This is a genomic window from Streptomyces sp. NPDC031064 (assembly GCF_055570965.1).
Genome location: NZ_JBVIGF010000001.1, coordinates 218,635 through 233,017, shown reverse-complemented (window position 1 = coordinate 233,017; position 14,383 = coordinate 218,635). Strand labels below are relative to the sequence as shown.

The 14,383-nt window shown below is 70.2% G+C and carries 9 protein-coding genes; 3 read left to right on the top strand and 6 right to left on the bottom strand.

Translation table 11 applies throughout. The annotated features are described in order from the left end of the window. Positions 1 to 42: 42 nt before the first annotated feature. The gene (locus ACZ46W_RS00940; RefSeq protein WP_468329260.1) at positions 43 to 1,656 is read right to left on the bottom strand and encodes an alkaline phosphatase D family protein; all 1,614 of its coding nucleotides are present in this window, start codon (positions 1,654 to 1,656) and stop codon (positions 43 to 45) included. Between the two features lie 131 nt (positions 1,657 to 1,787). Here ACZ46W_RS00940 and ACZ46W_RS00935 point away from each other — a divergent pair, with 131 nt between their 5' ends. Beyond that, positions 1,788 to 2,753, top strand: a complete 966-nt coding sequence (locus ACZ46W_RS00935) for a pirin family protein (RefSeq protein ID WP_468329257.1) — start codon at positions 1,788 to 1,790, stop codon at positions 2,751 to 2,753. 787 nt (positions 2,754 to 3,540) lie between these two features. On the opposite strand, the gene ACZ46W_RS00930 is transcribed toward ACZ46W_RS00935, so the two are convergent. From ACZ46W_RS00930 to ACZ46W_RS00915, 4 genes are all read right to left on the bottom strand, one after another. After that, complete coding sequence (locus tag ACZ46W_RS00930; RefSeq protein WP_468332334.1) at positions 3,541 to 4,053, bottom strand: LppP/LprE family lipoprotein; 513 nt, start codon at positions 4,051 to 4,053, stop codon at positions 3,541 to 3,543. Between the two features lie 20 nt (positions 4,054 to 4,073). Further along, positions 4,074 to 8,315, bottom strand: a complete 4,242-nt coding sequence (locus ACZ46W_RS00925) for an nSTAND1 domain-containing NTPase (RefSeq protein WP_468329254.1) — start codon at positions 8,313 to 8,315, stop codon at positions 4,074 to 4,076. 18 nt (positions 8,316 to 8,333) lie between these two features. Further along, positions 8,334 to 8,669: a CU044_2847 family protein gene (locus tag ACZ46W_RS00920; protein ID WP_468329251.1), complete on the bottom strand. Its 336-nt coding sequence runs from the start codon at positions 8,667 to 8,669 to the stop codon at positions 8,334 to 8,336. A 915-nt stretch (positions 8,670 to 9,584) separates the two neighbouring features. Further along, a complete protein-coding gene (locus ACZ46W_RS00915; RefSeq protein WP_468329248.1) occupies positions 9,585 to 10,652 on the bottom strand; it encodes a hypothetical protein in 1,068 nt (355 codons plus the stop codon). A 458-nt stretch (positions 10,653 to 11,110) separates the two neighbouring features. On the opposite strand from ACZ46W_RS00915, the gene ACZ46W_RS00910 reads away from it, so the two are divergent. Then, the gene (locus ACZ46W_RS00910; protein WP_468329245.1) at positions 11,111 to 12,484 is read left to right on the top strand and encodes a TrkH family potassium uptake protein; all 1,374 of its coding nucleotides are present in this window, start codon (positions 11,111 to 11,113) and stop codon (positions 12,482 to 12,484) included. Continuing rightward, the gene (locus tag ACZ46W_RS00905; RefSeq protein ID WP_468329242.1) at positions 12,477 to 13,196 is read left to right on the top strand and encodes a potassium channel family protein; all 720 of its coding nucleotides are present in this window, start codon (positions 12,477 to 12,479) and stop codon (positions 13,194 to 13,196) included. Before ACZ46W_RS00910 ends, ACZ46W_RS00905 begins: the two co-directional genes overlap by 8 nt. A gap of 494 nt (positions 13,197 to 13,690) precedes the next feature. Here ACZ46W_RS00905 and ACZ46W_RS00900 read toward each other — a convergent pair whose 3' ends face one another. Next, positions 13,691 to 14,062 carry a phosphatase PAP2 family protein gene (locus ACZ46W_RS00900; protein WP_468329239.1) on the bottom strand — a complete coding sequence of 124 codons (372 nt, stop codon included), beginning with the start codon at positions 14,060 to 14,062 and terminating at the stop codon, positions 13,691 to 13,693. Between the last annotated feature and the right edge of the window lie 321 nt (positions 14,063 to 14,383).

The following is a 14,383-nucleotide window of genomic DNA, read 5'->3' as shown; positions in this document are numbered from 1 at the left end:
GGGTGGCGCCGAACGGGTGAACCCCGCGTCCCGCGGCCACCGTCAGGCGGGGTGGAGGCCGGGCGTTCCCGTACCGGTGGTGAAGGTGGCGGCCGTGCTGAGCGTGCCCCCGGGCCGGGTGACCGTGGAGACGGTCTTGAAGGCGATGTCGGCGCTCAGGTGGCCCAGCCGGATGACGGTGTAGCCCCGGCGCCCGTCGTAGAACTTCAGGTGCGGGTTGGCCTGGGTGAGGCTGTTCCAGTTGCCGGGCTTCTGGGCGCCGTCCCTGCCGCTGGTGACGGAGGTCGTGGCGATCTCGGTCCCGATGACGCGTGAGGCGGGGTTGTTGAAGTCCGCCTTCAGGTCGAAGCCGTAGCCGACGTGGGCGTCACCGGACAGCACCATCAGATTGTCCAGCCCCGCCGCGACCGCGCCGTCCAGGATGCGTTTGCGGGAGGCCGGGTAGCCGTCCCAGGCGTCCATGGAGAGCGTGTAGTTCGCCGTGGGCACGCTCCGCCGCTGGGCGAAGGTGACCTGCTGCGGCACGACGTTCCACAACGCGTCCGACTGCTGCCACCCGTCGAGCAGCCAGCGCTCCTGCGCGGCGCCGGTCATGGTGCGCGAGGTGTCCTCCGACTCGGGCCCCGGGGCGTGCCAGCCGTCGCCGTAGGCCTGGTTGGAGCGGTACTGGCGGGTGTCGAGGATGTCGAACTGCGCGAGGCTCCCGAACGACAGCCGCCGGTACAGCCGCATGTCCGCGCCCACCGGCCGCTGCGGCGGACGCAGCGGCTGGTGCTCCCAGTACGCCCGGTACGCGGCTGCGCGGCGCAGCAGGAACTCCTCCGGCGGTACGCCGTTCTCCGGAACCGCCCCCGCGTAGTTGTTCTCCGTCTCGTGGTCGTCCCACGTCACGACGAACGGATGCGCCGCGTGCGCGGCCTGGAGGTCGGCGTCGCTCTTGTAGAGCGCGTAGCGCAGCCGGTAGTCCTCCAGCGTGACGGTCTCCCGGTTGAAGTGGGCGGGAAGCTGCCGGTCGGTGTAGCCCCGGTGGCCGCCGGCCGAGTCGACCCCGTACTCGTAGATGTAGTCGCCGAGGTGGACCACCATGTCCAGGTCCTCGGACGCCAGGTGCTTGTACGCCGTGTAGTAGCCGTCGAAGTAGGCGGCGCACGCCACCGCGGCGAACTTCAGACTGGTCACCCAGAAGGAGTTGGGCGACGGGGCGGTACGGACACGGCCCACGGGGCTGATCCAGGTACCGGCCTTGAAACGGTAGTAATAGACCCGGTCCTCGTCCAGGCCCGGCACCTCCACATGGACACTGTGGGCGTACTCCGGATGGGCGGTGGCGGTCCCCCTCCTGACGACCACGAAGAAGTGCTCGTCGTAGGCGACCTCCCACTGCACCTCCACCCGCTGCGCCGGGAGACCGCCGTCCGGCTCGTACGGGCTCGGGGCGAGCCGGGTCCACAGCAGGGCGGAATCCGGCAGCGGGTCACCGGAGGCGACGCCCAGGGTGAACGGATCCTTGCCGATCTTCCTGGCGTCCAGCACGGAAGGGCTCGCCGCACCGGCGGCCGGCAGGTGCGTGGTGAACGCCAGAGCGGCCGCGGCACCGGCCACGGTGAGGAAGTGACGACGCCCCACGCGCCGGGCGGCGGCGCGGAGCTCGGGCATGTGAGTTCTCATATGGCACGTCATATGCCCGGTTTGCTGGCGTTGTTGCCCCGGCATACGGGTGGTCTGACGACCCGTAAGCTTTGCGGGCCCGGAGCCCGGGCCGCGGGCCCGCCGGTAGGTTGGGGCGCATGAGCAACCTAGACCGCCAGGCCGCGCTCTCCGTCTGCGGCGGCCGCGGATTCGTCGTCGCCGAGCCGGTACGAGAGCTCCTCAGCCCCCGTCGCGTACAGCTCGGTGAATCCACCGAGGTGCGCCGCCTGCTGCCCAACCTCGGCCGCCGCATGGTCGGCGCCTGGGCCTTCGTCGACCACTACGGGCCGGACGACATCGCCGACGAACCCGGCATGCAGGTGCCGCCCCACCCGCACATGGGCCTCCAGACCGTGAGCTGGCTCCACGAGGGCGAGGTGCTGCACCGCGACAGCACGGGCAGCCTCCGGACGGTACGCCCGCGCGAGCTCGGCCTGATGACCTCCGGGCGCGCCATCTCCCACTCCGAGGAAAGCCCCCGCCCACACGCCCGCTTCCTCCACGGCGCCCAGCTCTGGGTGGCCCTGCCCGACGCCCACCGCCACGTCGAGCCCGACTTCCAGTACCACCCCGACCTCCCCCACGTCACGGCCCCGGGCCTGACCGCCACGGTCATCCTCGGCGAGCTCGACGGCGCCCGCTCGCCCGGCACCACCTACACCCCCCTGGTCGGCGCCGACCTCGCCCTCACCCGCGGCACGGAAACGAATCTGCCGCTCGACCCCGACTTCGAGTACGCGGTGCTCGCCATGTCCGGCGAGACCCACGTCGACGGTGTCCCGGTCCTCCCCGGCTCCATGCTCTACCTCGGCTGCGGCCGCACATCCCTCCCCCTCCGCGCGGAATCCGACGCGGGCCTGATGCTCCTGGGCGGCGAGCCGTTCGAGGAGGAAATCATCATGTGGTGGAACTTCGTCGGCCGCACCCACGAGGAGATCGCCCAGGCGCGGGAAGACTGGATGAAGGGCTCCCGCTTCGGCGAAGTGGAGGGCTACGCCGGGGGTCGTCTGCCTGCTCCTGAACTCCCGCCGGTCGCGCTGAAGCCGCGGGGGAGGGTGCGCTGAGCTGCACTGCCACGCTGCGACCAGACGTCTCCTCGGGGGAGTGCCACTGCCCGGGGAGGCGTGAAGCGGAGTGAGGCACTCGATCCCCTTCGGGGCCTCTGGCAACAGCGTCTGGCAGTCCAAGATGTGTTCGTGTGCAGGCGGCTTTGGTGAACCCAATGCTGCCTTTGCTGAATGACGCTTACGTAGCCTCGCCGTAGGTCCTTGGGGGTCTCCCAGGACAGGTGTACGCGGGAGTGGGAAGTCGGCTGTGTCCTGGGCTTCGCCGTCCGGCCAGTCGGGGAAGTACAGACCCGGGTCCCAAGGCGGAGGATGACGCGTCCCTTGGCCGGTTCCCATGCCAGGGTGTACGGCGTCGCCGAGGAGGATCGCGGTGCGCTCTGCCTGCTGAAGCCGCAGCCCGAGCCGCGTCGGTCGGTCATGACCGGCTTGTAGTCCAGCCAGCTCTGCACGAGTCGACCGAGCCCCGGCTGCGGCTGGCGGCCAAACTGTCGGTCACCTGTGCGTACCGCGCCGGACGGTGTGCCCTAACCGCGAGGGTTATGTGCGATCCCCCAGCCTCACGTGCTGCCTCGGCTGAACGTGCTGGGCAGGACGTTCGCGGCGGATCGCGCTGCAACTGGGCAGCGGATCCGTGATGCTCTCGCGGCTATGTGCGTGACTCGGCGGCCGGTTCCGCGTCGAGGCACAGCGGCCGCTTACGTGGCTCGCCGTCCCCCTGGCGACTTGGTGCCACGGTCGATGGGCGCAAGAGCGGGTTGGAAGGGGCAGATCCGTGGGACTGAGGTCACTGGTCCGGGCGGTTCGGGTGTTCGGGCAGTGGGGGCGAGAAGACCACCTTGCCGTCCTTCCAGCGCGCCTTGTACTCGCTCTCGCCGCCGGAATGACAGCACTGCGGATCGGTCGGCAGGTACACGGGGTAGGACAGGGTGACCGTCTTCCCGTCCTGGCTCTTGATCGTTGACTGGGCAACCCCGGCCGCGTCATAGCCGACGTACTCGTTGCCGTAGAAGAAGAACACCGAAACGCATTTCCCGTCGACACTGCCGGTGCAGTGGGCGTGGATCGCACGAAGGGGCCCTCGGAGCTTCTTCAGAGCGCCGGCCTCGGTATCGGCCGTGAATCCCAGGCGCTTGATGCGGAGCACCGCGCGGTCCACGTCGAAGGGCTCCGTTCCGTCCTCCGAGGTCTTCCCCGCCGACGGACTTGCGGGGTCCCACAGTGAAACGGACGGGCTCGATGCCGGTCGGCCCTTGTCCGCCGACGCCCCGCAGGCCGTGACCAGTGTCAGGCAGAGCATCGCTGCCACGGCCGGGAAGCTCATTGCTCGGTGCATGACGCCACCTCCAGGAAGAGCCGCTCCAGCATTCCGAAGCGCACAGTGTTCAGGTCCTCCCTGGAGACGTTGCGTGTGACGCGTGAGCAGAGTTCGGCGGCCCAGTCATGGGCGGATGCGTGTGCCAGTTGGAAGACCGCTCTCGTCCCGAAGTCCGACTCCGTTCCCTGCGTGGTGTTCACCGGCACGCTCAGCAGCAGCCGCTTCCCGTCAGGTGAGGGCACGACGGCCCGGATGTGAACGGCCGTGGGCAAACGGGTTTGACTGATGAGTCCTCCAGGACCCCACCGTTCCACCATGCCCCGCCTTACGCTGACGGTTTCCTCGCTGTCGGAGAGAAACGCCGTGGCGCGGGCGGTGTCGGAGGGGATGGAGGTCTCACGGCGCCCACCCCCGGCGTCCCACACCTCCGCGCTCGCGTCCTTGCCGATCAGCAGCAGACGGCGGCCGTCGCTGCTGAACCGCACGGCGTTCCGATCGGCGAGCGGAGCGCGGAAGTCGGGTACGACCACGCTGACCCGCCGTCGCTCGCGGAGATCCCAGACCTCCACGCCGCGCAGGTCCGGGGTCGTCACGGCGATCCGCTCGGACGCCGGGTCGGCCGCGAGCGTGGTCGCGTACCGGCTCCGGTCGACCTCCGAGTTCTCCCGGAACAGCAGCGTCTCACCCACCTTGCGGCCGGTTGTGACGTCCCACTGCGAGACGGCGCCTCCCGTCAGGACGACCAGGTGGCCGTGCCGGGTGAATCCCAGGTCACGAACCCCCGCGTCGTGCGGAGCAGACCCGAGGGGTGGCTCGACCTGTATCCGCCGCAGTACCTGGAGGGACGGCAGCTTGTGGAGCGTGACCGACTGCGTCGCAGTGTCGTTCACGGCCAGCGTCTTCTCCTCGGCGTCGAAGGCAAGCCTCGCTGTCTGGTACCCGCCCGTACCGGTGGCTGCGATCCGCTGCCCGGTCGCCGGGTCCCAGACCGCGATCGCGCCGCCAACGCCGACCGTGACCAGGTAACGGCCGGAAGGGGAGAAGTGCGCGGCTTCTTCGTCGTGCTGGCCGGTGTCCGCGTCGCCCCAGACGGAGATGTCGGCGGTCGGGAGCGAGCCGGGCGCCGGGGCTGTGGTGACCAGTACCTCCGTTCCGCGGGCGAAGGCCATGCGGCGGCTCGCTCCGGCCAGGGCGTAGCGGGTGTAGCGGCCCTTGGGGCCGTCCTCGGCCAGTACGAGGAGCCGTTGTCCGGTGGCAGCGTCATGCACGGTCACCGCTTTGTCCTCGCGTGTCAGCACGACCTGGTCCGAGATGCCGACCAACTCACCGATCAAGACGCTTTTCGAGCTGCACCGCAGGCCCTGGAAGAGATGGGGGTCGGGTCTGCCGGCGGAGATGCCGGACAGCCGCCACTTGTCGTCGGCGCACTTCGCGGCCACGGGGCGCGGGCCTCGGGCGAACTCGGGCTGCTCGAAGCCGGGGACAGCCACGAGGCGGCCGGTGCGCGCGTCCCAGGCGCCCTGACGGCCCGGTCCGGAGGACACGACGTGTTTGCCGTGCGCGTCGAAGACGAACCCATGGGGGTAGCCCTCACGGAGCGGTTCCAGGGTGACGGGCTGGGCGGTGGGGCGGTCGAGGTCCCACACCTGGGCCGTGTCGTCCTGGGGAGGATGAGCGAGCAGGCGGCGTCCCGTGCGGTCGAAGCGCAGTTCGTCCACCGCCTGGGTGGTGCTGGTGGTGCTCCTCGTGGCTCGCACGGTCAGCAGGGTCCTGCCTTCCCGCAGGTCCCAGATCCTGATGCGGTTGTCGTCGCCGCCCAGGGCCAGCCGGGTGCCGTCGGGACTGACCGCGACGGCTGAGACGTCGTCCATGCGGACGATCAGGGAAGGTCCGCCGGCCCCGACGCGCCACACCGACAGCCCGCCCGCACTGTTGCGTACCGCGACGACCTGGCCGGAGTCGTCCAGCGCCGTCTCCGCAACCTCCCCGTCGGCGGGCAGGACGGCGTCGAACGGGGCATCGGCCAGATAGCGGGAGAACAGGTTGTCGTGTGCCTGTTGGGTGGGTGCGGTGCGCCAGGCGGCGACGGACAGCAGCGCGGCCTTTTCCCGATGGGACACCACCTGACCCTGCGCCTGTGCCTGCTGCACGAGGCCGGCCGACAATTCGGCGGCTTTACTGCCACGTACCGCATGCACTCCGATACCGGCCACGGTTCCCATCGCCGCCGCGACCGCCGTCGCGACGACGGCTTTGCGCGACCGCCGGCGCCGACGCCACTCCAGGCTCGCCAGGAGGTATGCGCGTTCGCCCTCGGAGATGTCGTCGGGCCGGTCGCGCAGCCGATCCCGCGCCTGTTTGAGTTCGGAGCCGCGCATCAGCAGGGCGTGATCGCGGCCGCTGTGCTGCCAGCGCGCGATGCGCTCGCGCACATGTTCCTGCCAGCTCCGGAAGTCGCGGTCGGCGTCGACCCAGGAACGCAGCACCGGCCAGTGTTCGAGCAGCGCCTCGTGAGCGAGCGACACCGTCTCCACGCCGTCGGACGCGCGATCGAGGTGCACCAATCGCTGGACGGCCAGGTATTGGGCGGCCTCCCAGCAGGCGGGGTGCAGCTCGGTGCGGCGTGCGGTGCGCCCGGTGTCGACCGGGCTGTCGAGGCGTCCGTCACCCGGGCGGACAAGCTGTACGAACAGTCGCCGCACCTCGTCACGCACGTCGCCCAGCCGCTCCTTGACCACCCGCTCGGCATGCGACGCGAGGGCGCCCGCGACGCGGCCGATCTCCTCGTAGGCGGCGTGTGAGAGGACACCGTGGCGCTGTCGCTCCCACAGCATGGTGAGGGCGAACTCGAGCAGGGGCAACGCACCAGGGCTGCGGCCCGCGTCCGACACGAGCCGCTCGGCGAGCCGCTCCTCGAAACGTACGGCCCCGTGGAACGAGGCCACGGGGGAGAGCACCACGTCACGGAGACGGTCCTCGGCCAGGCGGTCGACGAGTACCGGCGCCGCCTCGCACACCCGCTCCAGAACCGGGAAGCGCCGCATGGCCTTCAGGAAGTCCAGCCGCAGGGCGAAGACCAGTCGCACCAAAGGCCCGCCGTCCGCGGCGCGCCATCCGGTCATGCCCACCAATTGCTCAACCACGTTGTCGGCCGCATCCGGCGAGCAACGGAACAGCACCTCGAACTGATCCAAGATCAGGACGAGCTGAGCCGTCCCGGAGCGGGCGAGCAACTCCTTGACAACCGGAGCGGTCACTCCCTCCCGCAGCCGCCTAGCGAGCCGTTCGACCTGTTCGAGTCGGTCGAGCGGCTCCATGACCTCGGTCGACGCGTCGAGTAAGGGCAGCAGGGCGGAAGCGAGCATGTATTCCGCCCCCGACGCGGGTTCCGGGACCAGCGAGGCGATGCTGCAGTCCCCACGTTTGCGTAGCGCGGGGACGAGACCGGCGTGGACGAGCGACGACTTGCCCACCCCGGACACCCCGAGCACCGGGACGATGGACGACGTGGTGACAGCCTCGGTCAACGCCTTGATCTGCTCACCCCGCCCAAAGTAGTGGCCGGCGTCCTCCTCCCGGAACGAGTCCAGCCCACGGAACGGCGACGGCAGCGCGGCAAGGCGACGTAGCTCAGGGTGCACCTCGAACAGGACGTCGGCGGTGATGGCGTAGGCCGCCCGTTGAAGGAACCGCCCGTCGGTGGCGACAACCATGCCGACCACCACCTTGAACTGCTCGTCCCACAGTGGCGTGCCACTGAAGCCCTGCCGGATTTCGCAGGCACCGGTGCTCTCGAACTGCAGCCAGCCCCGTCCGCGTTCGTCGACGATGGTGCCGAACGACCAGACACCCTCGTCGTCGCCGGCGGGAAAACCGAAAGCCCGGAACGGGTGGCCGCGTACGGTGTCGACGTCCAGCAGCCGTACGGGCTCGGCGCCAAGCGGCGGATCCTCATCGAGAGCGAGGACGGCAATGTCGCCCGAGCCGTCTTCCGCGATGGGTATGTGCGTGACGAGCCGCGCGGTCTGTCGGCGGACCGGAGGCCCGGCGAGCGGAAAGTCCAGATCGACGGTGAGCCCCACATCGACTGGGCTCCGCTCTTGCTGGCCGGCGGCGGCCGACACGACGTGCCCGCACGTGAGCACGATCCTGGGGCCTGCCAGAAAGCCGGCCCCTTGTGGCGTGGCACGCGCACCGCGCGACCACAGACGGACTATTCCGGGGTTGGGACTGGGTTCGGGCACCGCGACGCCCCTCGTGCCTTATCCCGCCACGGCGCCGTTGCGAGCGGCGACGGTCTGGGTGATCGGAACAGCCTCCGGCGGCTGCTTGTCCCACTCCATAGTGAGAGTGAGCGACCCCTCACCCGCGGTCTTGGCGAGAAAGACACCCGCCTCCGCCGACAGCTTCAACCCCAGCTCAAGAGTGATCTTGTCCGGCTGCCGCGGCAGGTCGGCCACCCTGCCGAGCACCGCGTGCGCGGCCTCCCGAACACTCTCCAGACCGCGCTCCAGCGTCTCCGATGCTTCAGCCATCACCCCATCGGCTCTGGCCACCCTGACCACGGCCTGCGGCCCGCTGTCGACTTCGACCAGCACAGAACCGCCGGTCTCCAACGGCACCCTCAGTAAATCCGGCATAGATTCCCCCCACCAACCGCGATGTGATGCGCGCCACTCTAGTGCTCGCCGTAGGTGTGCGGGACGAGATCTCCGATTCACACGGCTGTCACCGCGGTGACAGCCACCCATGCGGCGACGAGACAGGCGACGCGGCCCGAGGTTGGGCTGCGCCGGGCCGCCATGCCCCGCTGCATGGCCCTGAGGACGCTTTGGGGGCAGCCCCTGCTGCCCGACCCTTGGCCCACCCATACGCGTGCTGCCGTTGCCTGACTAGCCAGTTCCCCTGTCGGCCGTGACGCGGGGCATGGCGTCGCCCAGGCCGCTTCGTCCACCTGCTCAGCACGGCGGCGTAGTGCCACTGCCGGAGGCCGACCCGCAATCCGGCATCGCCACGGCGTCACGGACCCCGGCCAGGCGAGCGAAGGCGAGTATGTAGGTACGGGTGTTCTCCTGTACCTGGCGCAGCTCATGGCGGCATTCCACGACCTTGGGCCACACCGACTCGTCCGTTCGTCGTCCAGCGGTTTCCCGACGGGGTGGATCTCCCGGCGAACGAACTGCGGAGCTGGAGGGGGCAGGCTGCCTACGAGCTGCTGTTGGCCGGTATCCAGCGCTTCATCGCCGGCACTCCGAGCACCCCAAACCACCTACGCGGGCACGAACTACGTCCTCTGCAGGGTCTGGGGCCGCGGATCCGGGACACCGCCGGAAACGGCAACCACTGATGGCTGGGCACCGATGTGATGTGGGCCCGGTGAACCAGTACGTCTGGACGTACTCCCTGTCACGCCGGGGAAACGACGATGCGCGTGGCGACAGCGGGATGGTCATCCGACTGCTTGACAACCGGGCCCGTGGCTCCGGCCACCCGTGTCGTGCCCTGACCCCGTCTCACGCCTCCAGGACCTCATCGTCTGGGGCGGCCTCGATGGCCCAGATGCCTCGGGCCTGGACCTGGTAGACACCGGGCCCGGGAAGGCGGAGCGGTAGGTCGGCATCGCCCCTGCCGCGGGCCACCTCGGCCCATTCGGCGAGGTCGTCGTCCAGGGCCAGCAGTCGTACGTCGCCACGCCCGCGGTGGCGCAACAGGGCCGGGCCGCCGGGGCCCGCATACCGTACGAGGTCCCCGCCGCACCCGTCGATCCGCTCGGTGAAGTCCGGTACGGCGTCGACGGGTTCGGCCCGCGCCTCCCACTCGGCCGCAGCCGCGTCCCGCAACTCCACCTGGAAGCGCACCACTTCACGGTTGCCCATACGCCGCAGCGGCACCCGGGCGTGCACCGGCCCGACGCCGTCGCCGAGCGAGCAGCCCTTGCGCTGGTTGCCGCGCAGCAGCAGGACGACGGTCACCCGCCCGGCGCTGTGGCTGCGTACCACCAGCACGGCGGGGCGCCCCACGGCCGGCAGCCGCACCCGAGCCGATCCAGGGCCCTTTCCACGCACCCGCCCTTCCGCCCCCTCACTCGCCGGGGGAGGGGGCGCAGCGCGCATGGGCCCCTGCTCCAGACGCACTCCACAGGCCCCGCACACCGCGACATCGCGCACCGCCCCGCCCTCCGGCGCCCAGGGCAGTTCGCGCACAGCCCGGCCGTGCCGGGTGTCGAAGAAGCACAGCGGCAGCCGCCGGGGCAGCGGCAGCCCCGCTCGGCGGGCGTCGAGACAGGCCAGTGCATGCCGGCCGTCGTCGAGCGCCCGCAGCACGTCGAGGGTGTCCTCCCGGTCGCGGTCCCCCACGAAGGCCCGCTTCGCCTGCTCGTACGCGTCCAGCGCGTGCCCCAGGTCGTCGCGCATCGCGTCGGTGGCACCGGGATCACCCGGTGAGAAGTCGTGCTCGTCGAGTGCCACGCCGAACGCGGTGATCAGCGACTCCACCTCGGCAAGTTCCTCCTTCGCCTGCCGCCGCGCCGCCCGCCCGCCCCGGCCCGTGAGCCACGCCCACAGACCCCGGTCCTCGGCCATGCGACCACCCCCTTCGCGGTGATCGTAGGCCGAAGCGGTGTGCAGCGGCCCTTCCCCCTTCCGGCCCGTGTGATCCGCCCGGGCGTACACGGACCACATCCGCTCGGTGGGCGGTTCAGCCGTCGGGAGGAACCGGAGCTGTTCGGAGTCGATCGCCACCGACCCGGCGCCGTGCGGGCGAACCGCTGGAGAACGGTTCCCAGTGGGTCGACGCGACAGTTCTCGCCGCCGGCGCAGCCGTTGTCGTCGGTGCGGGCATCCTTCGCTTCAACCAGCGGGATCCCGGCTGACCATGCACGTTTCCCCGGAAGACCGTGACATGGCCGCGATAAGGATCACGTCGAAAGCAGTCCTCAGAGGTAGGGTGACGCCCTCCGGGCCGTTGACGCGCCTTTGACGCGGCCAATGGCCATCGGATGGTAAACCGGACAAGACGGTGACAGGGAAGGCCGGCCACGGTGGCAGGACGCGCGACACGGGTGTGGAAGTCGGTATTCGCCGCTCACCCGGCCCGTACGGTCGTGATGGCCTTCGCCACGGTGATCCTCGGCGGGACCATGCTGCTGTCCCTGCCCATCTCCTCCGAGGAGAGCGGCGCGACCGACTTCGTCACCTCGCTGTTCACCGCGACATCGGCCGTGTGCGTCACCGGGCTCGCGGTCGTCGACACCGGTACGTACTGGAGCGGCTTCGGCGAGGGTGTCATCCTCGCGCTGATCCAGGTCGGCGGATTCGGCATCATGACGATGGCGTCGCTCCTCGGCCTGCTGGTCTCCGGAAAGCTCCGGCTGCGGATGGAGTTGACGGCCGCGGCCGAGACGAAGAGCCTGGGCATCGGAGAGGTACGCCGCGTCCTGCTGGGCGTCGCGGGCACGACGCTCGCCGTCGAACTCGCTGTTGGGGCCGTCCTCGCCCTGCGATTCCGGTACGGGTACGGAGAAACCATCGGCCAAGCGGCGTATTTCGGCTTCTTCCACGCCGTGTCGGCGTTCAACAACGCCGGCTTCGGCCTGCATGCCGACAGCCTCACCCGGTACGCCCAGGACCCCTGGGTGACGCTCCCCATCGCGGCGGCAGTCATCCTGGGAGGCATCGGCTTCCCCGTACTGCTGGAGCTGCTGCGCCACCGCCGACGGCGGCTCACCACCGGGCGGCGGAGCTGGTCACTGCACACCAAGCTGACGCTGATCACCACGGCGGTCCTACTCGTGACGGGCACGGTGCTCACTTGCCTGCTGGAGTGGGGCAACCCGGGCACGCTGGGCACCTTCGACTGGGGCCACAAGCTGATGAACGGCTTCTTCCACTCCTCGATGAGCCGTACGGCCGGGTTCAATTCCCTCGACATCGGCGCGCTGGAAGCTTCGACGCTACTGATGACGTGCGTGCTGATGTTCATCGGCGGCGGCAGCGCCGGCACCGCCGGCGGCATCAAGGTCACGACCTTCGCCGTGCTCGCCGCCGCGATGCTCGCCGAGGTACGGGGCGAACCGAACTCCGCCATTCTGGGCCGGCGTCTGGAACCGCACGTCCTGCGCCAGGCCCTGACGGTGGCACTGCTCGGTGTGGGACTGGTGATGGCGGCCACGTTGGTGCTGCTGACGGTCGTGCGAGCACCGTTCGAGGCCGTGCTGTTCGAGGCGGTGTCCGCCTTCGCGACCGTCGGGCTGTCGACCGGGATCACGGCGGACGTGCCGGTGTCCGGGCAGCTGATTCTCATCCTGCTGATGTTCGTCGGCCGACTGGGGCCGGTCACCTTGGTCTCGGCGCTCGCCCTGCGCGAGCGGACCCGCCGCTACCAGCTACCCGAGGAGCGACCTGTCATTGGGTAACTACCTGAGCGCACTGCGCCGTCGCCGCCGCGAGCGGCTCACCAAGCACCATCGCGAGCTGAGCGACCAGCGGGTCGCCGTGATCGGCCTGGGCCGGTTCGGCAGCTCGCTGGCCCACGAGCTGACCAGGCGTGGCTGGGACGTCCTCGGCATCGACACCGATGCGAGACTCGTCCAGAGGCACAGTGACGCTCTCACCCATTCCGCCGTTGCCGACTGCACCGATCCGGAAGTGCTGCAGCAGCTCGGAGTGCACGAGTTCACGAGCGCGGTCGTCGGCATCGGCACCGACATCGAGGCCAGCATCCTCGTCACCTCCAACCTGCTCGAAGCGGGCGTGCCCAACATCTGGGCCAAGGCGATCAGCCGCCAGCACGGCCAGATCCTCGAACGCCTCGGCGCCCACCATGTCGTCCTGCCCGAGCACGAAATGGGCGAGCGGGTGGCCCACCTGGTGACCGGACGGATGCTCGACTTCATCGAGTTCGACGACGACTACGCCCTGATCAAAACCGTCGCACCGGCCATCGCCACCGGCCTGCCGCTCGGGGAGAGCAAGGTGCGCAGCACGTACGGAGTGACCATCGTCGGCGTCAAGCGGTCGGGCCAGGACTTCACCTACGCCACCGCCGAAACGGTGGTCGAGAAGGGCGACGTCCTCATCGTCACCGGCAAGACCCGCGCGGTGGAGGCCTTCGCCGAGCTCAGCTGACCGGTGGGCTGTTCATCGGGCACTAGGCCACGTGCATGTGCGGTCGCCCGGCCAGTGAGGCGGCGCAGGGTTCACGGGAGCCACGTCACCGTCGCCGATGAGCAGGGGGCGAGACTCGCTGAGTGGACGACGTCAGTTTCTCGCCCGCGACGCCCGGGCCCTCATGCAAGGGCAGGGGGTGCCCGGCCGCCTACGTGTCACCCCCCGATGCGCTGAGCAGGTGGGAAGGGCTGATGGGGGATATGGACGACGTGAACGAACCCGCGGTGCCGGAAGTGGTGGAGAGCCCGCACTGCGGGCGCAACCGACCGGTCAACTGGCCCGGTGGATGTTGCACTACCGGGTGCAGCCGGTCGGGCCGGCGGCCGGTGAGGGCAGCCCGGGCGCCGGGTAGGACGTCGTCCTGTGCGAGGAGCCGGACGCCCCGCCGGCAGCCCCGGCCTCACCGGCATGGGGTGGCCCGGCACGCAGCGGTTCCCCTGCGGCGCGCTCCCTCATCCGGTCAGGCGGCTGCGGGCCTTCCGGGCGGCGTGGCGCAGTAGCAGGCGGGGCGATCGACGTACCAGCAAGCCCGTCACCAGGCCGATCGCGGCACCCCCGGCGACATCGCTGGGGTAGTGCGCGCCGGAGTGCACCCGCTCCACGGCCACGATGGCGGCCGGCACCGCGCAGACCGCCGCCGCACCCGGCCAGACGCCCGCGACCGCCACGGTGAACCCCACGGCCGCCGCGGTGTGCCCGGAGGGGAAGGAGGAGCTGTCCGGCCGGTCCCGCAACTCACCGTGGGGGACGAGGTCCTCGGGCGGTCGGCGCCGTGCGTACAGCGGCTTGCACAGCCCGTTGGAGACCAGCTCCGCCGCACCCATGCCAACGACCCCTGCTGCTGCCGCCGCCCGGCCCCGACCGCCACCGACGGCGGACATGACCGCTGCCGCGGCCCACCACAGCTTCGTGTGCTCGGCCGCGGATCGCGCTTTCGGCAGGATCCGGCGCGCCAGAGGCGACGTCCAACGCGCCGCACGCCGCGTGAGGCGCCGGTCCACTTCTCTCCACTCCGTTACGTCGGCCATGATCACCTGTTTCCCGCTCGGGACGCGCGCACACGGGTTGCGGGGGTATGGGCGTGAATGCCCCATGAGCGGGTAGCCGCATGTCACTTGATCGACCCAGCGGTGGACCCGTTTCCG

What these genes read in the sequence shown, in the direction of transcription:
- ACZ46W_RS00940 (WP_468329260.1), bottom strand. Translation starts at nt 1,656, where the DNA reads ATGCCCGAGCTCCGCGCCGCCGCCCGGCGCGTGGGGCGTCGTCACTTC.
- ACZ46W_RS00935 (WP_468329257.1), top strand. Translation starts at nt 1,788, where the DNA reads ATGAGCAACCTAGACCGCCAGGCCGCGCTCTCCGTCTGCGGCGGCCGC.
- ACZ46W_RS00930 (WP_468332334.1), bottom strand. Translation starts at nt 4,053, where the DNA reads ATGCTCTGCCTGACACTGGTCACGGCCTGCGGGGCGTCGGCGGACAAG.
- ACZ46W_RS00915 (WP_468329248.1), bottom strand. Translation starts at nt 10,652, where the DNA reads ATGGCCGAGGACCGGGGTCTGTGGGCGTGGCTCACGGGCCGGGGCGGG.
- ACZ46W_RS00900 (WP_468329239.1), bottom strand. Translation starts at nt 14,062, where the DNA reads ATGGGTGCGGCGGAGCTGGTCTCCAACGGGCTGTGCAAGCCGCTGTAC.